This window comes from Natronocella acetinitrilica (genome assembly GCF_024170285.1).
Classification (GTDB): domain Bacteria; phylum Pseudomonadota; class Gammaproteobacteria; order Nitrococcales; family Aquisalimonadaceae; genus Natronocella; species Natronocella acetinitrilica.
This window is the reverse complement of sequence record NZ_JALJXV010000004.1, coordinates 328,236-351,803: the sequence shown is the minus strand read 5'-3', so window position 1 is coordinate 351,803 and position 23,568 is coordinate 328,236. Positions and strand designations below refer to the sequence as shown.

The window sequence follows — 23,568 nt, the reverse complement described above, 5'->3', positions numbered from 1 at the left end:
GCGCTGAACCATGTCTGTGAAAACTTATCACACTCCCGGGTGTGGCAGTCGTTCCGCCGCTCGCTGACACCCCAACCGCCGGCCGGATTTGGCTCCGAAGTGGCATGCAACACACGATTAGACGGGGGCAAAAGCCCATGACCGCAACCATTCTTGTGCTCTATTACAGCCGCCAGGGCTCCACGAGGCTGCTGGCCGAACAGATTGCCCGTGGTATCGAGGGCGTGGACGGGGCCGAGTCCGTGCTGCGGACCGTGCCACCGGTTTCTACGGTCTGCGAGGCCACGGAAGCAGCGGTACCGGCGGACGGGCCGCCCTATGCCGAGAAGGATGATCTGCGCCACTGCGACGGCCTCGTTATGGGTAGCCCAACCCGCTTCGGTAACATGGCGGCACCGATGAAGCATTTCCTCGACGGCACTTCTGACCTATGGATGTCCGGCTCGCTGGCAGGCCGTCCCGCGGCGGTTTTCACGTCCACCGGCTCGCTGCACGGTGGTCAGGAATCAACCCTCCTCAGCATGATGCTGCCTCTGCTGCATCACGGCATGTACATCATCGGCCTGCCCTATACAGAATCGGCCCTGATGCGGACCCGGGAAGGTGGCACACCCTATGGCGCCAGTCATTGGTCGGGAGCCGAGGGCGACCGGGCCCTGGGCGACGATGAGCAGACACTGGCGCGACATCTGGGCCGGCGCGTCGCCACTGCCGCCGTGCAACTCAAGCGGGGGCGAGAGGCATGATGCCGGTAGCTCGAATCGCACACGTGGCCATGGCCACCAGCCTGGTTGCCCTTGCCATCCTGCTTGGCGCCTGGATAGCCTACCTGAGCCCGCCTCAGAACGAGGCGCTGATTGCACCGCTGTTACTCTTGCTGGTCCTGCCCCTGGTGGTCCCGCTACGGGGGTTGCTCCATGGACGCCGCTATACTGCAGCCTGGGTCAGCCTGCTGAGCCTGTTCTACTTTGCGTTGGGCGTCGCGCAGATTCCCGATCCGGCGCCGGTACGCTGGCTGGCCTCGGCCTGCACGGTACTGTCATTGCTTCTATTCGTATCGACGGTCGCCTACGTGCGGCTGACCCGGGCACCGAAGACGGACATCAACCAAGGCCAAGCACCTGGCGAACAAAGGGAATCGTGAGCCGCCGCTGCGCCTCGAGGGCGGCTCGGTCGAGGCGGTCGAGCAGCGCGAACAAACCGGCCGGATCACGGCTCAGCCGGCTGAGCATGAATGTCGAAGTCTCTTCGGGAAGTTCCAGGCCCCGGTGTCTCGCACGTTGCCGCAAGGCTTCACTGAGATCGTCATCCTGCAGTGGCAGCATGCGCTGCACCAGCCCCCAGTTGAGGCGCGATCGCAGATCGGCAAGACCGAGTGACAGGTCCGCAGGGCGCTTACGGGCGGCGATCAGCAAACGGCCTCCGCCGTCGCGCACACGGTTGTAGCAGTGAAACAGCGCCTGCTCCATTTCCGAATCGCCGTTGAGGCGCTCCAGGCTGTCGATGGCGACCAGAGCCATGCTGTCGAGGCCGTCGAGCATTGCCGGCGTCCTGCCGGCCTGATCCAGAGACAGGTAGAAAACCGGGCTGCCGGATTCACCAAGTCGTCTGCAAGCTGCCTGCAGCAAGTGGGTCTTGCCGCTGCCACTCCCGCCATAGATGAAAAGGGGCTCCATTGATTCGCCCTTCAGCAGGGACCGCAATGCATCAAGCGTGACTGCATTTCGGCCGGGATGGAACTGCTCCAGGCTGGCAATGTCATGCCAACGGATGTCCAGCGGTAATTGTCGAGCTTCCGAGTGCACGGCGCCGCGCCCTCATTCCGGGTAGAAGTTGCCGCAGTGTAACGGCTAAGGTGTGGCGTCGCACCGCTCGGCCAGAACCAACACAATACGATCAAGGAAGCCTACATGGGTTCAAGACTACTCGCCGGCCTGCTCGGCATTCTCATCGCGGGAGCCGTTCAGGCCGACACTCTGCTACTCGACAATGGTGACCGCATCAGCGGTACGCTGATTCGCCTCGGGGACGGTCGCGTGGAGTTCCGCCAGCAAGTCACGTCCACGACCGTGAACATCAACTGGGACCGTGTCGCGGGCCTGACCACCGACGACGTGGTACGCGTCCTGCTGAATGACGGCACCGAGATCGCCGGACGGATCGTCGAAGCGGAAGATGGCCGTCTGCGCATGGACTCCGTCAATCTCGATGCCCCGGTGAGCTTCGCATTGACATCGGTGGCCGAGATCAGCGGGCCCTCCACGCCCGAGCGTGACCGGGTGCGCACCACCGGGAATATCGCCGCAGGTGGCAATTTCACCCGCGGCAACACGCGCAGTGAAGCCTATAACGCCAATGGCAATTTCGAGGCCCGTACCAACGTCAACCGCTTTCGCCTCGCCGGTGACGTCAACCAGGCCAAGGATGACGGCGTTCTGGTGCGGGACAACGCCTCAGCCACGGCCCGCTACGACCACTTCCTGTCGGACCGGGTCTACGCCAACAGCTCCGTTTCCTTGAACAGAAACCGCTTCAAGGATCTACGCCTGCGAACCGCCGCCGGTGCCGGTTTCGGTTATCAGTTCTTTGATTCCCCGCGTCGCAGCCTGTCCTCCGAACTCGGTGTCAGCTACGTGAACCAGGATTTCTATGACGCCGAGAACGAGTCGAACCCGGCAGGGCGTTGGGCCATTGACTACGAAGAGCGGCTATTCGGCGCCTCCCTGCGCCTTTTTCACTCCCAGGAGGGGCTGGTCAGTCTGGAGAAAGCCGGCGAGTTCCTGGTGCAGACGCGAACCGGCCTGCGATTCCCGCTGATGTTCGGGCTTACGGGAACCTTACAGGCCAACGTGGATTACGATAACGATCCGCCGGGTGACCGCCGCAAGACCGATCAGGCCTATGTGGCGACCATCGGCTACAGCTGGTAGGTCAAGCCGGCGCAAGATCAGCCGCGCAGACGGAAACCGAGATCAACAGTGGGCGCATCCGCGGCGGGGCTGGTCATGGAGTCGGAGCGGACGCGCTCCAGGCGACCGCCCTGCTCCACATCGCGAATGAAACGATCGCTGTCGCCCTCTAGTCGAATACGCAAATACAGCGTTTCGCCATCGGCGCGTAGCACGTCTACGCCGCCGACGCCGCGCGTCTCGCCGAGCAGTCGGTGAACGTAGGTGAAGTCTGCAAGCCCCTGAAGACCATCGACCTGCAGCGTGAAATCACCCACGACCCGCTCGCCTGGACGCCTCCCAAGTGCACGCGCCAGGCGTTCAGCAGCGCCACTGGTTCCTGCGGCGAGGACAGCGTCCAGTTCCTCGTCCGTCGCACTCCACTCCTGGGTTTCGCCATCCCGGAACAGCAACCAACGCCCCGCAAATTCCTGGCCCCGCCGGTCCAACCGCCCTACCAGCACCACCTCAGCCCGATAGCGCGCCGAGGCTTCAAGAATCGGCCCGCGGAACCCGCCCCAGACGTCCGAGGAACTCAGGCGCTGGCGATCCTCCAGATCCTGCAGTGGCATGAGCACGGGCAAACCGGCATCACGCGCGCCATCACGAACCAGTTGCTGGACATCCAGCGCCGTATCCCCGCCGACAAGCTCGCGGTCGCCGGCCCGGTCGATTGCGAGCCAAATGAGCACCCGTGGGCGGTCAGCCTCGACCCAGACCGAAATCTCGCGTTCTGCCAGAGCGCGTTGCAAGGCCTGCCCGTCGAACCGCAGTCTCAGTTCAAGCTGGTCGCCATCGTCGGTCTCCCGGGTTTCGAAGCCGAACTGCTGGACGTAGCGATCAGCACCCCGTACTAGATCCCGGACGGACTCGTCACCGAGGACTTCCCGCTGCCCGGTCATTCGGACAACCACCTGCTCCAGCCCCTCCCTGGTGGCGCGACGACGTTCATCGTCCGCCTGGGATTCCACCTGCACACGCGCATCGTAAAGCCCGGGAACCGAACTCTGACCCCAAGCCAGCGGGGACGCGACGAACATCAACAGAATGCAGACGGTAAAGCGGGCAAGGGACATGGACCAGGTCTCCGGGTAACGACTCGCTCTGGCATGGTACCCGTCTCGCAAAGGTCGCGCATAGCTGTCATCGGCAGGAAACAGTGGACGATGATTCAGGCTAAGCGCTCCGGTATAGTAGCGCCCTCGCGCACACTCGGAAGGAGCCTGGCTTGACCAGTCATGACGCATCGGGAACCACCGGTCTGACCTACCGCGAAGCAGGGGTCGACATTGATGCCGGAAACGCCCTGGTGGAACGCATCAAGCCCGCAGTGGCCCGCACCCGGAGACCCGAGGTCCTGGGCGGCCTTGGCGGCTTCGGCGGCCTGTTTGAGGTACCGGTGGATCGCTATCGCAGACCGGTCCTGGTGTCGGGTACCGACGGTGTTGGCACCAAGCTGCGTCTGGCCATCGAGACGGGCCTGCATGATGGTATCGGCATCGACCTGGTTGCCATGTGCGTCAACGACATTCTCGTTTGCGGTGCGGAACCGCTCTATTTCCTGGACTACTACGCCACCGGCAAACTGGACGTGGATATCGCGGCCCGGGTCGTGGAAGGCATCGCCACGGGCTGCGAGCAGGCCGGAGCCGCGCTGATTGGTGGCGAGACGGCAGAAATGCCAGGCATGTACGAGGCAGGAGACTACGATCTCGCCGGCTTCTGTGTCGGCGTAGTGGAGCGTGACAGGATCATTGACGGCAGCGCGGTGGCTCCCGGAGATCAGCTGATTGCGCTGGCGTCCAGCGGTCCGCACTCCAACGGCTATTCACTGATTCGCCGGATCATGACCCATGCCGGCGCAACCCCCGACATGCCCCTTGGCGAGCGCCGTCTTGCCGATGCGCTTATGGCCCCCACCCGCATCTACGTCAAGGCGGTGCATGCCCTGATCGCCGAGCAGCCAGTCCATGCCATGGCGCACATCACCGGCGGCGGGCTGACAGAGAACCTGCCGAGGGTGCTACCAGATGGCATGCAGGCGGTTATCGACACCGGTAGCTGGCAATGGCCAGAGGTTTTCCGTTGGCTGCAGGATAGCGGGACTGTTGCCCAGGACGAAATGTATCGGACGTTCAACTGCGGCATCGGCATGGTCCTGGTGGTTCCGGCGGACTCCCTGGAGACCGGCCTGCGCCTGCTTACGGCAAACGGTGAGCAGGCGTGGCATCTCGGCGCTATCGAAGCCGCGACCAGCGCTGATGATGCCCGGGTCCACTTCACCCCGGACAGCACCCAGCGATGACTGGGGTTGTCGTGCTCATTTCCGGTAGCGGTAGCAATCTGCAACAACTGCTTGATGCCGCCGCCAGTGGCGACCTGCCGGCACCCATTGCCGCCGTGATCAGCAACAGGGCAGATGCCCACGGACTGGAACGCGCTCGCCGGAGCGGCGTGCCTGCCATCGCCCTGCCACATGGCAACTACGCCAACCGCGAGGCTTATGATGCGGCCTTGCAACAGGAGATCGACGCCCACAAACCTGCGCTGGTGGTGTTGGCCGGATTCATGCGCATCCTCTCAGAAGGTTTTGTGCAACATTACGCGGGTCGCATGCTCAACATCCATCCGTCTCTGTTACCAGCCTACCGCGGACTTCACACCCATCAGCGTGTGCTAGCCGCCGGAGATAGCGAGCACGGCTGCAGCGTGCACTTCGTGACGCCTGACCTGGACGCCGGCCCCCTGGTGATGCAGGCTCGCATACCCGTGTTGCCCGATGACACGGAACACAGCCTGGCAGCACGGGTTCAGCGCGAGGAACACCGGATCTATCCGCGCGTGATTCGCTGGTTTCTGCAAGGGAGATTGACGCTGACCCAGGGCGTGCCACGGTTCGACGGACGGCCGCTTAAGGAGCCGGTGACCGTTCGGCCTGACGCCCCGCTGCCCGCCTGAAGCCAACAATTCGTCATTTGAGGACCGAACCCCAAGGCCATGGATTACATCGTCGTCAAACACCTGCACTCCACGATGGCGCTGCTCACTATCTCGCTGTTCCTGCTACGGGGCGTCTGGATGATCGCCTGGCCAGGCATGCTGCAGCGACGCTGGGTGCGGATTGTCCCCCACGTCATTGACACCGTGCTGCTGGCGTCGGCGATAACCATGCTGGTGATGATCAGCCTTAACCCCCTCACGCAGGGCTGGCTGATGGTCAAGATTCTGGGCCTGGTCGCCTATATCGTGCTGGGGACCATCGCGTTGCGGAGAGGCCGCACCAAACCTGCAAGAATTGCGGCCTTCGTCGGTGCCCTACTGGTTTTCTTCTATATCTATGCCGTTGCCTTCAGCAAGCAACCATGGCCGTTCTGAGGCCCTTCGCCAGCGGATGCGGGGCAAGCTAGGCGTCGTCCTCATCAAGATCATCGTCCTCGTCGAGTTCTTCCTCGTCGAGTACATCATCGATCCAGGTAAGCGCAGCCACCGCTCTGGGAAAACCGAGGGTGGGCACGGCCAGCATGGCGATGTGGCGGAGTTCGTCAACGGATATATCATCGTCAAGCGCGCGTCGCACATGGGAATGGGTCGCACCTTCGCTGCCAACCGCCATGGAAAAGGCGAGTTTCACCAGACGCCGCTCGCGGTCGTCAAGCGGTCCGCCCTCCGCACAGGCGGCACCAAGGCGGCAGTAGGCTTCCCAGATTTCCGGAAAATCTTCCGCGACTTCCGCGGCACCGGAAGGCAGTTCATCAGCCATCGCCAGCTCCCCTTGTGATGGTTCATTCCATGGGCGGATTGCCCACGGGCAAGATAGCAGATCCGCGCAGAGTCTGAAGAGGAATCGCCCGAATGTCCCCACCGATAAGTCAGTGCGAGGTCAAGGCCTGGAGACAACTGCAGCCTGAGGGCATCGAAGTTCCCGTACTGGGCTTCGCTGGCTGGAGCGGTGCCGGCAAGACAACCTTGCTTGCGCAGGTCATACCGCAGTTGCGGCAAGCCCGTGTGCGCATTGCGCTGGTGAAGCATGCTCATCATCGGTTCGATGTCGACCACCCAGGCAAGGATAGTCACCGATTGCGCAGCGCCGGAGCCGACCAGGTTCTGCTGACCGGGGCACGACGCTATGCATTGATGGTCGAGCGCACTGTCGAGAAGGATCCGGTGCTGGAGGAGGAACTGCCAAGGATCGATTGCAGCGCCTGCGATGTGATACTGGTCGAAGGGTTTCGCGACGCACGGATAGCAAAGATTGAAGTCCATCGTCCCGCCCTGGGTCGGCCGACTCTGCATCAACAGGATCCCTGCATCATTGCCGTGGCGACGGACGCGCTTGCGGAGCTTGATACACAACTCCCCCGGCTCGCCCTGAACAATCCGCAAGAGGTTGCCTCTTTCATACTGGGTTTGCTGAACATTCCGCATCGGGAAAACTCGATGGACGCAAAATGATGCATTTGAATTAGCAACCTTTTGCATCCATCATTTACAGGCGACAAGATCAACCGGCTGATTCCGGCTTATTGTCAACCGGCCTGACTTTACATCCGCTGCGCTGCGTTATACTGCTGGGAGTGTTGGAATTTTTCCGGCAACGCGGTAAGGATACTGAAATGGGAATCATGAAGCCCGTCGCAGACAATGGAGTACGGTTGCGGGCGATTCGGGAAGCGTGCAGTTCCTGCAGCCTCAGTGACCTCTGCCTTCCCGTGGCCCTCGAAGGTTCCGACGTGGATGCGCTGGACAGGATCGTCCAGCGGCGTCGGCCGTTAAACAGAGGGGATCAGCTGTATCGGGCCGGAAACACCTTCGGCTCGATTTATGCGGTGCGCACCGGATCCCTCAAGAGCAGCACTCTGTCCGAGGACGGCGAGGAACAGATCACGGCATTTCACCTGCCGGGCGAGCTGTTGGGCCTCGACGCCATCAGTTTCGACCACCACCCGTCCACTGCCGAAGCCCTGGAGACCACCAGCCTCTGCGAAATCCCCTTCACCGAGCTGGAGCTCCTGTCGGCGAAGATTCCCGGGCTGCAACACCAGCTCCTGCGCATCATGAGCCGCGAAATCTTCGATGAGCAGGAGATGCTCCTGGCCCTGGCAAGGCGCACGGCCGAGCAACGGCTGGCCATTCTGCTGCTGAGCCTGGGGGATCGTTTCGGTCGGCGCGGGCTCTCGCCTACGCGCTATCGCCTGCCCATGTCACGCCATGACCTGAGCAACTATCTGGGGCTGGCGCCGGAGACCATGAGCCGTCTTTTCAAACGCTTTGTGGATCAGGGCTGGATCTGCGCCTCGGGACGGGAAGTACACCTGACCGACGTACCGGCACTTCGGGAAATGACGGGTAATCCCAACGTGCGCCGACAAAGCGAGGGCGCGTAAATCGCCTCGGGCATGACAAGCGCCGCGACGCAATGGCAGCCCGGGACTTTCAGCCCGGGTTTCGGTCAGACGGTCCGTGAATACTGCACGATCGGTGTCGCCGTCCGCAGGTAGCGATCGAACACCATGGCGACGTTGCGAAGCAACAGACGACCTCGCGGTTGTATGCGAAGGCGTCCCGGCTCGCGTGTCACCAGACCGTCGGACTCCATCTCATCCAGGGACACGAGTTCCGGCGCGAAGTAGTCCTGGAAGGCGATATTGTAGTCGTCCTCGAAGCTTGCGTAGTCCACTTCCCAGCGACACATCACCGCCTCGATGACCGCGCGGCGGAGTCGATCGTCGAAATCCAGCAACACACCGCGCTCCAACGGCAGTCGACCCGCGTCGAGTTCAGCGTAGTAGCGGTTGAGATGCTTGACGTTCTGGCTGTAGCTGTCGGCCACCTTGCCGATGGCGGTCACGCCGATCCCGATCAGGTCACAATCAGCATGGGTCGAGTAGCCCTGGAAATTGCGCTGCAACGTGCCTGCATCCATGGCCCTCGAGAGTTCGTTGTCCGGAAGCGCGAAATGGTCCATGCCAATCGTGCGGTAACCCGCCGCATTGAGACGGTTGATGCTGTGGCCGAGTATGGACAACTTCTCCCCCGCAGGCGGCAGGTCCTCGGTGCGTATCAGGCGCTGGGCGCGTACTCGCTCCGGCAGATGGGCATAGCTGTAGATGGAGAGGCGGTCGGGACGAATATCGAGGACGCGATCAAGCGTCGCGTCGAAGCTCTTGACCGTTTGTAGCGGCAGCCCATAGATCAGATCGAGGCTGATGGAGTGCACCCCGTTGGTGCGGGCCTGCTCGATAACTCGACGAGTCTCCTCCTCGCTCTGCAGGCGATTGACCGCCGCCTGGACGCGTGGGTCGAAATCCTGCACGCCGAGGCTGATGCGATTGAAGCCCAGCTCAGCGAGCACTTCCATCGTGTCCTCGTCGACGGCCCGCGGATCAATCTCGATGGAGAACTCCCGCTCCTTGCCTGCGGCCAACCGGAAATGATGGGCGATACTCTGCATCAGCCGCCAGAGCTGCCGCGCACTGAGGTACGTGGGTGTGCCTCCACCAAGATGCAACTGCTGGACCGTGCGATCGCCATCGAACAGCGCCGCTTGCAGGGCCAGCTCGCGCTCGATGTAATCCAAGTAGACATCCGCCTTGCCGCGATGACGGGTGACGATCTTGTTGCACGCGCAGTAGTAGCAGAGTGACTCGCAGAAAGGCACATGCACATAAAGTGACAGCGGGCGCGGCAGCGGCACGGCGTTGCTCTCAAGCGCCGCGGCCGCGTACTGGACCGCGTCGAATCCATGATGGAACTGCGGCGCAGTGGGATAGGAGGTATAACGCGGCCCGGGCCGGTCATACTTCTGCTGGAGAGCGCGATCGAACGGAACCACCGACATACCTATCACCTGCAAATGGCAAGGGAGCCGTCCGGCTCCATCCTTCAGGCACACTATGCAGATTCGGTGGAGGCCGGGTTGATTCAGGTCAACGGCCGTGGTGGATCAGTCCGAGCCCTGAAACTCGAGGCTGCCTTCGCGCTCGGTGATGGCGCGTTCGGCTTCTTCATTGAGAACGGTAATGCTGATACGCCGGTTGATCGGGTTGGTGGGGTTTTCCCTGTCAAACAGCACCCGATCGGCCAATCCGACAACCTGGGCGATGCGCTGCGGCTCGATACCACCGCTCAACAATGCCCGGCGTGCTGCATTGGCGCGGTCGGCCGAGAGTTCCCAGTTGTCGTAATCCTGGGCACGGGGGCCGGCGAAGGCGATGGCGTCGGTATGACCGGTGATCGCAACCTTGTTGGGAACGGCGTTGATCACCACTCCAAGCTCATTCAGGATGCGCGCCGCATAATCCCGCAACTCCGCACTCCCCAGGTCGAACATGGGTCGGTTGCGGCGATCTACCAACTGAATTCGTAACCCCTCCGGCGTAATGTCCAACAGCAACTGATCCTTGAACGGCTCCAGCGCCTGGCTTTGCTCTATGGCGCGTTCCAGCTCCACCTGCAGGCTTTCGAGCCTTTCCGCCTGCAGACGCCTTGCCTCCTCCAGGATCGAGGCATCGTCAGGGCGAACAGGAATCTCGCCCAGATCGATGGGGACTTCCGAGCCACCCTCGAAATCGATGAGCGACGGCGGCCCGGCACCGTCGGCACCCTCCACCATGGTGGGGTTACGGAAGTACTCCGCGACGGCCTGTCGCTGCGGCTCATCCATGGCCGTCACAAGCCAGAGAACCAGGAACATGGCGAACATCGCAGTCATGAAGTCAGCAAACGCGACCTTCCAGGAGCCACCATGATGGCCGCCCTTCACCTTCTTGATGCGTTTGACGATGATCGGCTGGATTCTGTCTTCCATGGCCTGCGCCCGCGCTCCGCTACTTCCGACTCTTCACGAAATCCTCCAGCTCCTGGAAGCTGGGCCGCTCGGACTCGTACATGACCTTGCGGCCGAACTCCACGGCGAGTACGGGCTTGTATCCGTTGAGAATGGCGACGATGGTCACCTTGATAATCTCAAGAAACTTTGCCTTCTCGCGGGCCTGGTGTTCCATTGCGGTGGCCAGCGGGCCCACGAAAGAGTAGCCGGCAAAAATCCCCAGGAAGGTGCCGATCAGGGCCACCGCCACGAGCCCACCGATGACTTCTACGGGTCCATCGATCTCACCCATGGCGATAATGATGCCGAGGATTGCCGCGATGATGCCGAACCCGGGCAGTGCGTCGGCGACGCGATTGACGGCGTGGGCCGGTTGTTCTTCCTCGTCGTGCAGGGCTTCGAGTTCCTGTTCCATCAAGGCCTCGAGTTCATGGGGATTCATGCTGCCCCCAACCATGAGGCGCAGATAGTCGAGCAGGAACTCCATGGCATGCTTTTCCTTCTTGATCCGCGGGTAGCGATTGAACAACTCGCTGTTCTCCGGATCGTCGATATCTCCCTCAATGGCCAACAAGCCTTCACGCTGGGCCTTGTAGAACAGCTCATAGAGCAGGGCCAGCAAGTCCATATACATGCCCTTGTTATACGGTGAGCCCTTCAACAGAGTTGGCATGAAGCCGAACACGCTCTTCACGATCTTCATGGGATTGGCGATCAGAAAGGCGCCGAAAGCGGCGCCAAAAATGATCAGCACCTCCAACGGCTGCCAGAGCATCATGAGATCACCGCCATGCAGGGCGTAGCCCGTCACGACGGAAATCACGACCACCAGGAAACCCACCAAAATCAGCATGCAAGAAACCTCTGCAGGTCGATACGGGACGGCCCGAAAGTCCGGACGAATGTTGCCGGGCGGCGTTCGGCATCACCGGCCCCTGGGTCTTTGTCGACCGGTTTACCGGGAACTCAAGCCCTCGTCGAATACCATCACCATCTTAGGGGCTCGCCTCGATGCCGGATGGGAACGCCGTCGCAATCCGGCAAGCCCCAACGCAGTCGCATGTCAGCAAATGACCTCACGGCGCCGGCATCGGCAGCCCGGAGTGGTTACGGTGTGACGGGGTTCACACCAGACACTTCCCTTTTACCCACGCTGCGCCCATGCTGAAGGTTGCATGGGCGCAGCGTAGGCTGCCGTCCCGGTTCAAACGCGGGAAAGATCGGCCATGACCAAGCCGGCACGCCGTCTCGAAGACTGGATACAACGCCTGGCGGCGCTGACGCTGCCAATCCTCACATCTAGCCGGAACGCCCTCGCCCAGCTTTCAGAAACGGAAGATACGGGCGTGCGCGAGCTGGCCCGGATCGCCTATGGCGACGCCGCTCTGGCAATCAACCTTATTCATGCGGCCAATCAGCTACGCCATCGGCATTTGGACACCCGCATTGTTGCCATAGAGCAGGCCATCATGATGCTCGGCGTCCAACGCACCCTGGAGATGGCCGGCGATTACGCGAGCGTGGACGAGAAACTGCAGGAGCCAGCCCGGCGGGGCTACCTGCTTGCTTGCAGCCTGGCCTATCACGCCGCGTGGCATGCTCGCGACTGGGCCGAGGCACGGCAGGACATCCTGCCGGCCGAGATCGCAACCGCTGCGCTGGTCCGCTCCGTGGGTGAATTGGCCATGTGGTGCGCGGCGCCCCGGGCCATGACGACAGCGCGTGAACTGGGCGGTCAGCGGCCTCACCTTTACCAGCAGGCCCAGTACGTGGTGCTCGGGGTCGGCCTCGCGGATATCAGCGCCGGGCTGATCCGCCAGTGGCGCCTGCCACTGCTGGTCCTGGAGCATCTTGTACCGGACAAGGTAACCGGGCGCAGAACGCTTGGCCTCGCCCTCGCTGCCAACCTGGCGCAGCTCGCGCCGCTCGGCTGGCGACATCCGGAGTTCGAAGATCTGCTGGAGACCGTAGGCGCCTTTCTGGGGCTCGATGCCGACCACACGCAAACCCATGTCCAGCATGTCGCCAGCGAAGCCGAACGTTATCGGCCTGCCGGTCTACCCCTGACCTGGAAACCATTGCTTCCGGACCAGCAGGACACCGCAGCTTCAAGCGTTGGCGGCCGCGAGTTCTGCATGATGCCGCGCCCCGGGATCGCGCGATCCCTGCTGTCACTCTGTGCCCGGGGCGACGACAGCCGCACCCTGGACGACCTGCATCTCAAGCACGCCACCGTGGAAGCCATGGACGTGCCGCTGAGCCTCGCGCTGCGAGCCCTGCATCATGGCTATGGACTATCCCGGGCCATTTTCCTGCGTCTGGATAGACGTGGCGACTACTGCAGACCCTACATGGCGCTCGGATGCGAGGGCGATCCTCACCTTCCGGACCTTGAGCTGTCCAGCCTCCCAGGGACGCAAATCCATGCCTTCCTACACGCCCCCCAGGCACAATGGCTGGACGGCAGCGCCCTGCAGGCCTGGCGCGCCGAGCTACCTCTGCGTGGCCGCCGCCTGTTCTGCGGAGAGAGTGCGCTGGTGGGCCCTGTTCGGGATGTCAATGGCCTTTGCGGGCTAATTTATGCGGACCGCACTTCAACCGAATGCGCCCTGAATGAGCGCGTCTTATCGGGATTCAACGCCACCGTACAAGCATTGGAGACGGGGTTGCGGCGAATCAGGATCCCTGTTGATGGGTGACCCGGTCACGCAAGTAGACCGGAGCCAATGCCTCCGCCGCACAGACGTCGCCAGCTCGTAACATGGCCAGTGCCGGCCGGAGCATGTCCTGGGCCTCGGGCAAGGCCTGCTCGTCAACTGTGCCGGGCATCGTGGGGAGAGCGCCTATCAACGCGTCGCGATGCACGCCCCAGCCGGACCCGGCGGCCGCATAGTCACACCAGTGCGGCGGGAGGGATACGCTGCCGGGTGCGCACACCGACTCCTCTATCTCCGCCACCATGCTCTGCGTGGCCTCGTCACGCCGAAACGCGCCCCAGTAGACCTCTCCCATGCGGGCGTCCAGCGCAGTGGCAACCGACGTGGTACCCAGGCGACGGTGGGTTCCCTCCGCCAGGACTGCCAGCGTGGACATGGCCGCTACCGGCACATCCAGCGCCAGGGCAAGCCCCTGGGCAACGGCGAGGCTGATGCGCACCCCGGTGAACGCACCAGGGCCACGTCCACAGGCAATCAGATCAATGGCCGAACGCTCCAGCCCGGCCTCATGCAACAGGACATCCACCATGGGCAGCAAGCGCTGCGCGTGACCTCGCGGAGTGACCTCGAATTGCTGTAGTACCCGGCCCTCGAGCCAAAGAGCGACACTGCAAGCCTCGGTGCAGGCATCCAGTGCAAGAACGATTGGCGAACTCGGCACGACAGTCATCAGGCGGTGGATTCCTGTTGTTGTTCCAACGGTTCGCTCTCCTCGGCGTCGAAATCGAACTCGAGTTGAGGATCCTCGACATCGACGCCCAACTCGACGGAGTATTGGGTCGCCGTCATGGTCTGTGGCGCAGCGCGGTAGGCACCCTGACTCTCCACTTCAAGTGGCTCGCCATAGCGGTTCCGGTACCAGCCATACAACCCGATAGTCACTGCAATCACGGCGAAGCCGAGGAATAGCCCTTCGGGCCCAGCCAGCCCCATCACCCGGGCCAGGACGATCGGCCCGGTGATCATGCCGATACCGTGGGTCAACAGCATCGTAGCACTGGCGGGAATTCGCTCTTCCTGGGTCATGAAATCGTTGGCCAGGGCCAGGGCCAGGGCGTAGACGGTGAAGTTGAGGCCACCCCAGACGACTGCAAGCCCGACGACGATCCAGATACCCCGGTCGTGGGCCATGGCGATGGCGACGCTGACCATTGCAACCAGCGCGGTCACGGCCATGATGACGCGACGGCGGTCATAGCGGTCGGACAGACGCCCGATGACATACTGCAGAAACAGACCGCCAAGAATCGTCGAGCCCATGAATGTCGCGATCTGGTTAACGGGGAACCCCACTGCCACGGCAAAGACCGGTCCGAGGGCATAGAACGCGCCGTTGGTGAGCCCCGATGCGAACGCGCCATAGGTGGCCAAGGGCGATATATGGTAGAGACGGCGAAGACTGACCCGCCGGGTCTTCTGCAGTTCCGGCGACGATACCCGCGTCAGCGCAACCGGCACCAGGGCGACGGCCATGAGAATCGCAGCCAGGCTGAACAGCTGGTATCCACTCACGTCCCAGACATTGAGCAGGAACTGCCCGGAACCGAGCGCCAGAGACGTAACGATGATGTAGATGCTCAGCACCCGGCCCCGATACTCCTTCGGGGTCCGGTCGTTAAGCCAACTCTCGGTGACCATGTAGATGCCGGCCAGCGAAAAGCCGAACAGAATACGCATGGCGGCCCAGAGCCAGGGGTCAACGTGCAAGCCGTGCACGAGGGCGGCACAGCACGCGAGCGCAGAAAAAGCCGCAAAGCAGCGTATGTGACCGACTTTCTGGATAATCCGCGTACAGACCAGCGTGGCCAGCACAAAGCCTACGGAGTAACAGGCCATCACCAGGCCGATCGTCTCGGAGCGCAATCCCTCGACACCCATGCGCACGGCAAGCAGCGTGCCGAGCAGCCCCCCTCCAAGCAGAAGGATGCCCATAGAGGTAAAAAGGGCGGCGAGAGACGCCAGTGTGCGCGACATGTTCGACGGTCCGTGTGCAGGAAACCAGCAAGCGGTGAATGTTGGGCTGCGCTTGGGGCGGCGTCAATGTTGTCACCCGGCGCAAAGGCGAGTGACCAGCCCCGGCATTGACTTTTTGTTCCCCAAATGCTTAAATACGACGCGAATTTGTAGCCGCGAGGAAACGGCTTGCCCCCTCCGCAAAGCAACTGTCATGCCCTCCCCGCCCGGAATCGACATCCGCGGCAGCCTTAGCAAACTGATACACGGGCCGGTCGAGCCGGCAAGGCGACGAAGACTTTCACCGGTTTTCATTGCCTATACTCTGCGGACGGATCGCAAGCGCCAAGCCCGATACCGACACAGGATCGACAGCATGCACCAGGAGGATCAACGCGCGACACTCCGATTCAGGACGCCCAACGTCGCAGATGGCGCCGCAATCTGGCGACTGGTGAAAGAATCCGGCGTGCTCGACGTAAACTCGGCCTACATGTATTTGCTGCTGGCCAAGGACTTCGCAGATACCTGCATCGTCGCTGAACAGGACAATCATCTGGCCGGATTCGTTACCGGCTACCGTCCACCGGCACGACCCGGATCGATTTTCCTCTGGCAAGTGGGTGTCGCGGCGGAGGCCCGGGGCCAGGGGCTCGGCAAACGCCTGCTCGCGGCTTTCCTGCAAGCGCCGGGCGCTCGCGGGGCAACCATGCTGGAAACGACAATTTCGCCGTCGAACGCGGCTTCAAAAGCATTGTTTTCGGCCGTCGCCAGAGACCTTGGCACCGAAATCAAGGCTACTGAATGTTTCCGCGAAGACCACTTTCCCGAAGGTGGGCACGAGGCCGAAGAACTCTACCTGATCGGTGAGTTCGAGCCAGCCCGCGTCGATCAGCTCAACTATTGAAGAGGTGTTCCATGGACCTGATGAAGGCCATTACTGACCATGAAAGCGTTGTGCGCAGCTACGTGCGCAATTTTCCGGCTGTGTTCGAAAAAGCACGGGGCTCCTGGCTTTACGACGTGGACGGCAACGCCTATCTGGATTTTTTCGCCGGGGCGAGTGTGCTCAACTACGGCCACAACCACCCGGAGTTGAAGGAAGCGTTGCTGGATTACATCTCCGGGGACAACATCACCCATAGCCTGGACATGGCCTCGGTGGCGCGGGCCGAATTCCTGGAAGCGTTTGACCGTCTGATCCTCCAGCCCCGGGGCATGAATTACAAAGTGCAGTTCCCCGGGCCGGCCGGTAACAACGCCGTCGAGGCGGCGCTCAAGATCGCCCGCAAGGTCAAGGGGCGTGAAAAGATCATGTCCTTCACCAACGCCTTCCACGGCATGACGCTGGGCGCTTTGTCCATCACGGGTAACTCGTTCAAGCGCCAGGGTGCCGGTCTGCCGCTGACCCACAGTGACTCGATGCCCTACTCCAACTACTTCGGGCCCGAGCACAACACCATCGAATACATCGACCGGATGCTCCAGGACTCCGGCTCCGGCATGGACCTGCCTGCCGCTGCGGTCGTCGAGACCGTGCAGGCCGAAGGTGGCGTCAATGTCGCTGCCGACGAATGGCTGCGAGGCCTGCAGGATATCTGCCGCAAGTACGACATCATGCTGATCGTCGACGACATCCAGACGGGTAACGGACGCTGCGGCAAGTTCTTCAGCTTCGAGGAAGCCGGAATCGACCCGGATGTAGTTACCGTTTCCAAGTCTATCAGCGGCTACGGGCTTCCCCTGGCATTGACGCTGCTGAAACCGGAGCACGACATCTGGGAGCCTGGCGAGCACAACGGCACGTTCCGGGGTCACAACCTCGCCTTCGTGACCGCCAGGCGGACCCTCGAGCTGTTCTGGGCCGACGACACCCTGGAGCAGGATATCGCCCGACGGTCATCCATGATCGAGAAGCGGCTGCTGGAGATGGTGCGCAAGTACCCCGAGGCTGAAGGTACGCCCCGGGGTCGCGGCATGATGCAGGCCATCGAATTCGGCAATAAGGAACTGGCCGGCAAGACCTCGGCAGTTGCTTTCAAGAAACGGTTGATCATCGAAACCGCCGGACCCGACGACGAAGTGCTGAAGTTGCTTCCGCCGCTGACCACCTCCGATGAGGATCTGGTCAAGGGACTGGACATCATCGAAGACAGCCTGGTCGAGGCCATGCGGGAGTTGGGCATCACCAAGAAAGCTGCCAGCGAATAGGGCAAGCACTCGCGGCCCCGGAGAACGAATAGTCTCCGGGGCCGTTATTCATTGATGGGGACCAAACAGCAAACCGGGAGCAACTATGAAAATCGTTGACGTGAACAAGATCATCGGTACCGACCGTGAAGTGGAAGGCCCGGGCTGGACCAGCCGTCGGTTGCTGCTCAAGAAAGACGGCATGGGCTTCTCGTTTCACGAGACCATCATCCCTGCCGGCGCCGAGCTGCACCTGTGGTACAAGAATCACCTTGAGGCCGTCTACTGTGTCGCCGGCAACGGGAGCATTGAAGATCTCGCTACTGGTGAAGTGCATGAAATCCGGGACGGGGTGCTCTATGCCCTGGATCAGCACGACCGCCACATTCTCCGCGGTGGCACCGCGGACATGCGCCTGATCTGTGCGTTCAACCCCCCTGTCACCGGCCGCGAGACCCACGACGAAGACGGCTCTTACAACCTGGCCGACGACTGATCGATTCATCGGAAATTCGACAGGCATGGCACCCGTTGTCATGCCTGTTTTTCGCTCTACTCAACGGTTTCTTCCGACTCGAGAAAGGCCCGGACGATGCTGATTTCACGGGTCCGGGCCATGGCGGGAAGGCTGTTGAGAAACTGCCTGCCGTAGCTCTTCGTCGTCAGTCTCGGATCGCCGATCATCAGCACACCGGTGTCGCGTTCATCGCGGATCAGGCGTCCTACGCCCTGGCGCAGGGTAATGACCGCATTGGGCAACTGAAAATCGACGAAGGGATTGCCGCCGTTACGACGCAAGTGATCGATCCGCGCCCGGGTGACCGGGTCCCCCGGCGATGCAAACGGCAAGCGATCGATCAACACCGCAGACAGCGCGGATCCTTTGACGTCCACCCCCTCCCAGAAGCTCGCCGTGCCAAGCAGCACAGCGTTTCCCTGCTGCCGGAATGACTCCAGCAGAACATGCTGCGCCGCCTCACCCTGCACCAGCAACGGATAGTCCAGCCGCTCTCGCAGCCATTCCGCCGCATGCCGTAGAGCACGGTGGCTGGTGAACAGCACGAAGGCCCGACCGCGGCTTGCCCGCAAAACCACCAGCGCCTCACGCAGGAACGCCTGGTCATAGGCAGGCATGTTCGGAGCGGGCAGTCCCTTGGGCGCATAGAGCAAGGCGTTGTTGCCGTAATCGAAGGGGCTGTCGAGCTGCAGCTCGTCGGCCTCATCCAGCCCCAGACGACGGCGGAAGTGGTCGAAACTTCGGTTCACCGAGAGTGTGGCAGATGTAAAGATCCAGGCAGCCGGATGCCGCTCCATGTGACGGTGGAACGGTGCGCCCACGTCAAGTGGGGTGAGCCTCAACAGAAAGCTCTGGGCATGGGTCTCGAACCAGCGCACCGAGCCTTCTTCCTCGTTGGCACGGAAACGCCCCAGCAATGCTCCCAATTCCTGCGCACGTCGATGTGACGACTCCAGGCCCTTTCCCCTCGCGGCCAGCGGTTCGAGCAGGGACTGCAGCTCGGACAGGGCGGCTTCCAGTGCGTCCAGGCCATCCGCCACCTGCGGATCGTCCTCAACCTCAGTCCAGGCCTCGCGGCGCTTGCCATGTCCGAGAGCCAGGCGCAGGTCCTGGGTGGCCCGCCGGACCGTCTCTATCGCCGGCGTCATTTCCGGTACGTCACCGGCCTCACTCAGATAATCGGCGGTGACATCCCGCAACAGGTCCATGATCTGGCGACTGGAAAAATTCAAACCGAAGAACTGGGCGGCGATGTCCGGCAACTGGTGCGCTTCGTCCAGCACGTAGGCATCGGCGGCGGGCAGCACTTCGCCGAAGCCGCCCTCCTTCAGCGCCATATCCGCCATGAGCAGGTGATGATTGACCACCACCAGCTCCGCCTCCTGGGCCCGGCGTCGCGCCTCCATCAGAAAGCACTCGCCGAACTGTGGGCACTCCTGCCCAAGGCAGTTATCCACGGTGGAGGTTGCCCGAATCCAGATCGGCTGCTCCGCGGGTACGTCGGAGAGCTCGGCAATGTCACCAGTACGCGTCCGGCTTGCCCATTGACGAATGGCCTGCAGGTCGGCTGCCGCCTCGCGTGACTCCAGCCTTCCGTCCAGCTCGGCCCGATCCAGCCGGTAGAGACAAAGATAATTGGAGCGGCCCTTCAGCAATGCGGTGCGAACGGGGAGGTCCAGTGCCTGGCGAACCAGCGGTAGATCCTTCTGGTAGAGCTGATCCTGCAGGGTGCGTGTTCCGGTGGAGATTACTACCCGACGGCCGGAGCACAGAGCCGGCAGCAGGTAGGCGAAGGTCTTTCCGGTGCCGGTGCCCGCCTCCGCCACCAGGGTTCCACCCTTGGCAATCGCCGCTTCCACTGCCTGGGCAAGGGCCAGCTGTTCCTCGCGGGTCTGGAACCCATCGATGGACTGGGCCAGGGCCCCTTCCGGCTCGAAGTAGCGTTCGATCTCGCTCATTCCCTCTGTCCCGCAGGGATCGTACGCAGGCGCTCCCGCGCCGCACTGGCCCCATCCCGATCTCCGGCCTGATCACGGCTCGCAGCAATCAGCTCCCAGTTCCTGCGCATCAGGCTGGCCTGACCTGAACCGACATCCAGAGATCGGAGGGCCATGGATTCCGCCTGACGATAATCACCTTGTCGATAGTGGACCACTGCGAGGTTGTGCCACAGGACCGGGTGATTGGGCGCGATGCCGATGGCCCGCTCCAGCAGGGCTGCTGCACGCTCATGGTCGCCTTCTGCAGATGCGGCTTCCGCTTGATCCTGGAGCGCCCGAGCCGCGGCGGGGACGTCCTGTTCCCGGGAATCCGGCTCGGGTGAAGGCTCGGCCCGTTCGGCTTGGGGTGCCTCTGGTTGCGGCGACGTGCGCGCCGATGGATCCAGCGGTGCAGCGCAACCCACAAGAAACACGCCGAGCAGCAGTATGACACCGTGTAAATACGCTTGATTGCGCTTCATCTGAAGAGCCCTCTCAACCAGCCGCCGCCCCGCGCCGGCGATGCCGCGCGGCGACCACAGTCGGTCCATTCATCAGGGGCAGCGCCGAGGCGATAGGGCAACTGCATGGCACCGGTACAGCCCTCGTCTGATCGCAACCCCGTTGTCCGATCAATCCAGACAGCCTCGAGGGCGTCCTGATGGCGCGGAATATAGGGCCGCAAAGCCGCGTCCGCCATGATGTCCGCCCAGACGGGCAAGCCTCCGCTGGCACCGGTGAGTTCCGTCGGCTGATTATCGTCACGGCCAACCCAGACTACAGCGAGGCGATCCGCGGAAAACCCTGCGAACCAGCTGTCCCGACCATCGTCGGTGGTGCCGGTCTTGCCGGCGACCCCCGCAGCCTGGCCGGGCAGGCGCGTACGTAACCCCCGCGCCGTGCCAACCTGCACCGCAGCCTGCATCCCGGCATTGACCAGTTCGATGGCAATGCCTTCTGCCACCTGATCGACGGCCAGAGGATAACGATTCAGACGGCTGCCGTCCTGCCGGGTCACGGCACGCACGGAGCGGGCCGGAGTCCGGTATCCGCCGGATGCGAAGACCTGGTAGAGCTCCGCCACTTCCAGGGGAGTCAGGGCCTGCGTACCCAGCAGGTAGGCGGGATAAACACGCCCCGGATCGGGCACCCCCAGGCGCACGCCGGTTCTCGCGACCTGCTGCAGTCCGAGTTCGATCCCGAGGTGAATGGCCGGCAAGTTGTAGGAATGCGCCAGAGCCTCCACCAGCAGCACCGGCCCACGATACTGGCGATCATAATTCCTCGGCTCCCAGGGGCTTCCAGCCCGATCCTCCAGCGTCAACGGCTCGTCGGGCAGCACCGTCCCGAGCCCATAGCGACTGGACTGCTCCAGTGCGGTGAGATACACCAGCGGTTTCACCAACGACCCGATCTGCCGCCGCGCATCCAGTGCCCGGTTGAATCCTGCGTAGCGCGGGTCCTTGCCACCAACCAGCGCCTGCACCTCACCGGACTGGGGGTCGAGCAGCACCACAGCGCCCTCGACATCCGGGAGATTCTCCAGCCGGGTAGCCAGTGCCCGTTCTGCAGAAGCCTGCAGCGACGGTGACAGGGTGGTGAAAATCCGCAACCCCTCGGTTTGCAGATCCTCCCTTCGATAATCCCGCTGGAGGTGGCGCTGTACCAGCGTCATGAATGCCGGATAGCTCGACTCAAGCTGGCGCCTCGGGGGCACAACACCGAGCGGGCGCGCCTTCGCCCGTTCCGCATCCACGGGGGACGCCACACCGGCCGCCGCCATCTGATCAAGCACCAGATTGCGCCGCTGCATGGCGCGCTCCGGGTGGCGGTAGGGGTGATAACGCGACGGACCACGCACAAGGGCCACCAGCAGGGCCTGCTGCTCGAGTGACAGCGCGTCGATGGATTGCCCGAAATAGTGGTAGGAGGCGAGACCCATGCCATGGATCGCGCGATCCGGTGCCTGGGCAAGATAGACCTCGTTCAGGTAGGCCTCGAGGATCGCTTCCTTGTCGTAGCGCAACTCCATGATCACGGCCATGACGGCTTCGTTCAGTTTGCGCCACAGGGTCTGGTCGCGACTGAGATAGAAGTTCTTCGCCAGTTGCTGGGTGAGCGTGCTACCCCCCTGGACAACCCGCCGGGCGCGCAGATTGGCAAGCGCGGCGCGAGCGATGCCGCTGGGCGAAAGCCCCAGATGACTGAAGAAACCACGGTCCTCCACCACGATGAGCCCGGCGATCAACGTGGGTGGCACGTCCCCCAGTCGCACCAGCAAGCGGTCTTCCCGATGGCTTGGAAGTATGCTGCCAATGCGGGCGGGATCGAGCCTGGCCAGAGCAACCTCGGCACCGCTGTCAACATCCCTGACCCGGGAAATTCGGCCGTCACCAAACTCCAGGCGCAGGCGCCGGGCGGATTCATCCCCGTCCCAGTAGGCGAAGCGACGACTGAACAGCTCCACTGCACCATTCGCCGGGCGCCATGTGCCCGGTCGCTCCAGGCTCGCCGACTCGTGATAACCCATGGCGTCGAGTTCCAGCAGGACTTGCGGGCGGGTTAGCTGCAGACCGGCGTGCAACTCCAGCGGCCGGGCGTAGACGGTGGCGGGAATGGTCCACTGGACGCCTTCAAAACGGGACTGCACGGCACGATCGACGGACACCAGCCAGCCGGCCGTGAGTATCACCAGGCCCAGCAGGACCGGCGGGATGATCCGGCGCAGTCGCGATTTACGCGCCGGCCGGCGCCCTTTTCCGGGGCTGCGGCGTGGACGACGGCGAGGTCGATTCATTGCTTCAGGCCCAGATCAGCCGCTCCCTCGGCTTCACGTTTACCCAGAAACCGTACAGGCCGACGATAACGAACGCCGCCAGCGTCCAGCCCGGCAGGGTCACACCGAACAACGTTTCCACCTCGGCGCACTCGCCGGACCCCTCGAGAACCATCATCAGCACTTCCTGCAGCGGGAACGCCTCGACCATGAAATCGAGCCCGGGCCCACAGGCCGGTACCTGATCGGGTGGCAGGCTCTGCAGCCAGAGATGCCGCACGGCGATCGCGGCGCCGGTACCCGCGGACAGCAGAATCAGAAATGCGTAACCGAAGCGGCCGCGGCCCCGTGGCCCGTGAACCACGGCAAGCAGGAACACGATACCCAGCGCAAACATGGCAAGACGCTGAAGAATGCACAGCGGGCAGGGCTCCATGCCGACCACGAACTCGAGATAATACGCGCCACCAAGCAGCCCGGCACAGGCCAGAAATCCCAGCATGTTGGCCCCGCGCAGACGACGCCATTCGATCCAGCTCACTGTCATGCGGTCTACCCACCCCCCAAGGCGCGGCCCGCTTTCGACGCAGGTCCACCATATGGTGGCGGCAGTGTAACAGATCGGGCCCAGGCGGACCGCCAGGCGACGCAGAGCAGTCG

At 62.7% G+C, this 23,568-nt stretch carries 24 protein-coding genes; 12 read left to right on the top strand and 12 right to left on the bottom strand.

Translation table 11 applies throughout. The annotated features are described in order from the left end of the window. Nucleotides 1–137: 137 nt before the first annotated feature. Both wrbA and J2T57_RS10425 read left to right on the top strand, forming a co-directional pair. Nucleotides 138–746 (top strand): NAD(P)H:quinone oxidoreductase, encoded by a 609-nt coding sequence (gene wrbA / locus J2T57_RS10430; protein WP_253477648.1) that lies wholly within the window; start codon nucleotides 138–140, stop codon nucleotides 744–746. Further along, on the top strand, nucleotides 743–1,144 hold the full coding sequence (locus J2T57_RS10425) for a DUF2069 domain-containing protein (protein WP_253477645.1): 402 nt from the start codon (nucleotides 743–745) through the stop codon (nucleotides 1,142–1,144). Before wrbA ends, J2T57_RS10425 begins: the two co-directional genes overlap by 4 nt. On the opposite strand, the gene hda is transcribed toward J2T57_RS10425, so the two are convergent. Continuing rightward, nucleotides 1,104–1,805, bottom strand: a complete 702-nt coding sequence (gene hda, locus J2T57_RS10420) for a DnaA regulatory inactivator Hda (protein ID WP_253477642.1) — start codon at nucleotides 1,803–1,805, stop codon at nucleotides 1,104–1,106. The two genes, J2T57_RS10425 and hda, sit on opposite strands and share 41 nt — an antisense overlap. Nucleotides 1,806–1,910: 105 nt before the next feature. Between hda and J2T57_RS10415 the strand changes: the two genes are divergently transcribed. After that, nucleotides 1,911–2,930 carry a DUF481 domain-containing protein gene (locus J2T57_RS10415; protein ID WP_253477638.1) on the top strand — a complete coding sequence of 340 codons (1,020 nt, stop codon included), beginning with the start codon at nucleotides 1,911–1,913 and terminating at the stop codon, nucleotides 2,928–2,930. A gap of 17 nt (nucleotides 2,931–2,947) precedes the next feature. Here J2T57_RS10415 and J2T57_RS10410 read toward each other — a convergent pair whose 3' ends face one another. Continuing rightward, entirely contained in the window at nucleotides 2,948–4,024 is a 1,077-nt protein-coding gene (locus tag J2T57_RS10410) for a DUF2066 domain-containing protein (RefSeq protein WP_253477635.1), read from the bottom strand. A gap of 152 nt (nucleotides 4,025–4,176) precedes the next feature. On the opposite strand from J2T57_RS10410, the gene purM reads away from it, so the two are divergent. From purM to J2T57_RS10395, 3 genes are read left to right on the top strand one after another with little or no spacing between them, the layout of a single operon-like run. After that, nucleotides 4,177–5,253 carry a phosphoribosylformylglycinamidine cyclo-ligase gene (gene purM / locus J2T57_RS10405; RefSeq protein WP_253477632.1) on the top strand — a complete coding sequence of 359 codons (1,077 nt, stop codon included), beginning with the start codon at nucleotides 4,177–4,179 and terminating at the stop codon, nucleotides 5,251–5,253. Beyond that, nucleotides 5,250–5,906, top strand: a complete 657-nt coding sequence (gene purN, locus J2T57_RS10400) for a phosphoribosylglycinamide formyltransferase (protein WP_253477629.1) — start codon at nucleotides 5,250–5,252, stop codon at nucleotides 5,904–5,906. Before purM ends, purN begins: the two co-directional genes overlap by 4 nt. A 39-nt stretch (nucleotides 5,907–5,945) precedes the next feature. Continuing rightward, a complete protein-coding gene (locus J2T57_RS10395; RefSeq protein ID WP_253477626.1) occupies nucleotides 5,946–6,323 on the top strand; it encodes a SirB2 family protein in 378 nt (125 codons plus the stop codon). A gap of 28 nt (nucleotides 6,324–6,351) precedes the next feature. On the opposite strand, the gene J2T57_RS10390 is transcribed toward J2T57_RS10395, so the two are convergent. Continuing rightward, nucleotides 6,352–6,708 (bottom strand): carboxymuconolactone decarboxylase family protein, encoded by a 357-nt coding sequence (locus J2T57_RS10390; RefSeq protein ID WP_253477623.1) that lies wholly within the window; start codon nucleotides 6,706–6,708, stop codon nucleotides 6,352–6,354. A 137-nt stretch (nucleotides 6,709–6,845) separates the two neighbouring features. Here J2T57_RS10390 and mobB point away from each other — a divergent pair, with 137 nt between their 5' ends. Together mobB and fnr are read left to right on the top strand one after the other, a co-directional pair. Further along, nucleotides 6,846–7,400: a molybdopterin-guanine dinucleotide biosynthesis protein B gene (mobB, locus tag J2T57_RS10385; RefSeq protein WP_436262691.1), complete on the top strand. Its 555-nt coding sequence runs from the start codon at nucleotides 6,846–6,848 to the stop codon at nucleotides 7,398–7,400. A 161-nt stretch (nucleotides 7,401–7,561) separates the two neighbouring features. Beyond that, nucleotides 7,562–8,332 (top strand): fumarate/nitrate reduction transcriptional regulator Fnr, encoded by a 771-nt coding sequence (gene fnr, locus J2T57_RS10380; RefSeq protein ID WP_301289301.1) that lies wholly within the window; start codon nucleotides 7,562–7,564, stop codon nucleotides 8,330–8,332. A 65-nt stretch (nucleotides 8,333–8,397) separates the two neighbouring features. Here the strand turns inward: fnr and hemN are convergent, their stop codons facing one another. The 3 genes from hemN to motA all read right to left on the bottom strand — a co-directional run bounded on the left by hemN (nucleotide 8,398) and on the right by motA (nucleotide 11,629). Beyond that, entirely contained in the window at nucleotides 8,398–9,786 is a 1,389-nt protein-coding gene (hemN, locus tag J2T57_RS10375) for an oxygen-independent coproporphyrinogen III oxidase (protein ID WP_301289300.1), read from the bottom strand. Between the two features lie 105 nt (nucleotides 9,787–9,891). Continuing rightward, entirely contained in the window at nucleotides 9,892–10,755 is an 864-nt protein-coding gene (motB, locus tag J2T57_RS10370; protein WP_253477618.1) for a flagellar motor protein MotB, read from the bottom strand. A 19-nt stretch (nucleotides 10,756–10,774) separates the two neighbouring features. Then, nucleotides 10,775–11,629: a flagellar motor stator protein MotA gene (gene motA / locus J2T57_RS10365; protein WP_253477616.1), complete on the bottom strand. Its 855-nt coding sequence runs from the start codon at nucleotides 11,627–11,629 to the stop codon at nucleotides 10,775–10,777. A gap of 373 nt (nucleotides 11,630–12,002) precedes the next feature. On the opposite strand from motA, the gene J2T57_RS10360 reads away from it, so the two are divergent. After that, nucleotides 12,003–13,475, top strand: a complete 1,473-nt coding sequence (locus tag J2T57_RS10360; protein ID WP_253477613.1) for an HDOD domain-containing protein — start codon at nucleotides 12,003–12,005, stop codon at nucleotides 13,473–13,475. On the opposite strand, the gene tsaB is transcribed toward J2T57_RS10360, so the two are convergent. Together tsaB and J2T57_RS10350 are read right to left on the bottom strand one after the other, a co-directional pair. Then, entirely contained in the window at nucleotides 13,453–14,163 is a 711-nt protein-coding gene (gene tsaB, locus J2T57_RS10355) for a tRNA (adenosine(37)-N6)-threonylcarbamoyltransferase complex dimerization subunit type 1 TsaB (RefSeq protein ID WP_253477610.1), read from the bottom strand. The genes J2T57_RS10360 and tsaB overlap by 23 nt on opposite strands. Further along, on the bottom strand, nucleotides 14,163–15,467 hold the full coding sequence (locus tag J2T57_RS10350) for an MFS transporter (RefSeq protein ID WP_253477606.1): 1,305 nt from the start codon (nucleotides 15,465–15,467) through the stop codon (nucleotides 14,163–14,165). Before J2T57_RS10350 ends, tsaB begins: the two co-directional genes overlap by 1 nt. Before the next feature lie 355 nt (nucleotides 15,468–15,822). On the opposite strand from J2T57_RS10350, the gene ectA reads away from it, so the two are divergent. The 3 genes from ectA (at nucleotide 15,823) to J2T57_RS10335 (ending at nucleotide 18,132) form a co-directional block, all read left to right on the top strand. After that, on the top strand, nucleotides 15,823–16,353 hold the full coding sequence (gene ectA / locus J2T57_RS10345) for a diaminobutyrate acetyltransferase (protein ID WP_301289324.1): 531 nt from the start codon (nucleotides 15,823–15,825) through the stop codon (nucleotides 16,351–16,353). Between the two features lie 11 nt (nucleotides 16,354–16,364). Continuing rightward, entirely contained in the window at nucleotides 16,365–17,657 is a 1,293-nt protein-coding gene (gene ectB, locus J2T57_RS10340) for a diaminobutyrate--2-oxoglutarate transaminase (RefSeq protein ID WP_253477601.1), read from the top strand. 85 nt (nucleotides 17,658–17,742) lie between these two features. Continuing rightward, the gene (locus J2T57_RS10335) at nucleotides 17,743–18,132 is read left to right on the top strand and encodes an ectoine synthase (RefSeq protein ID WP_253477598.1); all 390 of its coding nucleotides are present in this window, start codon (nucleotides 17,743–17,745) and stop codon (nucleotides 18,130–18,132) included. Between the two features lie 56 nt (nucleotides 18,133–18,188). Here the strand turns inward: J2T57_RS10335 and yoaA are convergent, their stop codons facing one another. From yoaA to J2T57_RS10315, 4 genes are read right to left on the bottom strand one after another with little or no spacing between them, the layout of a single operon-like run. Then, nucleotides 18,189–20,111 (bottom strand): DNA repair helicase YoaA, encoded by a 1,923-nt coding sequence (yoaA, locus tag J2T57_RS10330; protein ID WP_253477596.1) that lies wholly within the window; start codon nucleotides 20,109–20,111, stop codon nucleotides 18,189–18,191. Next, nucleotides 20,108–20,614, bottom strand: a complete 507-nt coding sequence (locus J2T57_RS10325; protein ID WP_253477593.1) for a tetratricopeptide repeat protein — start codon at nucleotides 20,612–20,614, stop codon at nucleotides 20,108–20,110. Before J2T57_RS10325 ends, yoaA begins: the two co-directional genes overlap by 4 nt. Further along, nucleotides 20,611–22,929 (bottom strand): penicillin-binding protein 1B, encoded by a 2,319-nt coding sequence (mrcB, locus tag J2T57_RS10320; protein ID WP_253477591.1) that lies wholly within the window; start codon nucleotides 22,927–22,929, stop codon nucleotides 20,611–20,613. The genes J2T57_RS10325 and mrcB overlap by 4 nt, the downstream gene beginning before the upstream one ends. Before the next feature lie 4 nt (nucleotides 22,930–22,933). Then, nucleotides 22,934–23,455: a disulfide bond formation protein B gene (locus J2T57_RS10315; RefSeq protein ID WP_253477588.1), complete on the bottom strand. Its 522-nt coding sequence runs from the start codon at nucleotides 23,453–23,455 to the stop codon at nucleotides 22,934–22,936. Nucleotides 23,456–23,568: the final 113 nt, after the last annotated feature.

Bases quoted from the DNA above. Each gene is read 5' to 3' on its own strand.
- J2T57_RS10350 (WP_253477606.1), bottom strand. From the start codon at position 15,467: ATGTCGCGCACACTGGCGTCTCTCGCCGCCCTTTTTACCTCTATGGGC.
- ectA (WP_301289324.1), top strand. From the start codon at position 15,823: ATGCACCAGGAGGATCAACGCGCGACACTCCGATTCAGGACGCCCAAC.
- ectB (WP_253477601.1), top strand. From the start codon at position 16,365: ATGGACCTGATGAAGGCCATTACTGACCATGAAAGCGTTGTGCGCAGC.
- J2T57_RS10410 (WP_253477635.1), bottom strand. From the start codon at position 4,024: ATGTCCCTTGCCCGCTTTACCGTCTGCATTCTGTTGATGTTCGTCGCG.
- purN (WP_253477629.1), top strand. From the start codon at position 5,250: ATGACTGGGGTTGTCGTGCTCATTTCCGGTAGCGGTAGCAATCTGCAA.
- J2T57_RS10315 (WP_253477588.1), bottom strand. From the start codon at position 23,455: ATGACAGTGAGCTGGATCGAATGGCGTCGTCTGCGCGGGGCCAACATG.
- motA (WP_253477616.1), bottom strand. From the start codon at position 11,629: ATGCTGATTTTGGTGGGTTTCCTGGTGGTCGTGATTTCCGTCGTGACG.
- J2T57_RS10390 (WP_253477623.1), bottom strand. From the start codon at position 6,708: ATGGCTGATGAACTGCCTTCCGGTGCCGCGGAAGTCGCGGAAGATTTT.
- mrcB (WP_253477591.1), bottom strand. From the start codon at position 22,929: ATGAATCGACCTCGCCGTCGTCCACGCCGCAGCCCCGGAAAAGGGCGC.
- tsaB (WP_253477610.1), bottom strand. From the start codon at position 14,163: ATGACTGTCGTGCCGAGTTCGCCAATCGTTCTTGCACTGGATGCCTGC.
- J2T57_RS10325 (WP_253477593.1), bottom strand. From the start codon at position 20,614: ATGAAGCGCAATCAAGCGTATTTACACGGTGTCATACTGCTGCTCGGC.
- J2T57_RS10360 (WP_253477613.1), top strand. From the start codon at position 12,003: ATGACCAAGCCGGCACGCCGTCTCGAAGACTGGATACAACGCCTGGCG.
- wrbA (WP_253477648.1), top strand. From the start codon at position 138: ATGACCGCAACCATTCTTGTGCTCTATTACAGCCGCCAGGGCTCCACG.
- J2T57_RS10335 (WP_253477598.1), top strand. From the start codon at position 17,743: ATGAAAATCGTTGACGTGAACAAGATCATCGGTACCGACCGTGAAGTG.
- hemN (WP_301289300.1), bottom strand. From the start codon at position 9,786: ATGTCGGTGGTTCCGTTCGATCGCGCTCTCCAGCAGAAGTATGACCGG.
- motB (WP_253477618.1), bottom strand. From the start codon at position 10,755: ATGGAAGACAGAATCCAGCCGATCATCGTCAAACGCATCAAGAAGGTG.
- J2T57_RS10425 (WP_253477645.1), top strand. From the start codon at position 743: ATGATGCCGGTAGCTCGAATCGCACACGTGGCCATGGCCACCAGCCTG.
- yoaA (WP_253477596.1), bottom strand. From the start codon at position 20,111: ATGAGCGAGATCGAACGCTACTTCGAGCCGGAAGGGGCCCTGGCCCAG.
- J2T57_RS10415 (WP_253477638.1), top strand. From the start codon at position 1,911: ATGGGTTCAAGACTACTCGCCGGCCTGCTCGGCATTCTCATCGCGGGA.
- fnr (WP_301289301.1), top strand. From the start codon at position 7,562: ATGGGAATCATGAAGCCCGTCGCAGACAATGGAGTACGGTTGCGGGCG.
- J2T57_RS10395 (WP_253477626.1), top strand. From the start codon at position 5,946: ATGGATTACATCGTCGTCAAACACCTGCACTCCACGATGGCGCTGCTC.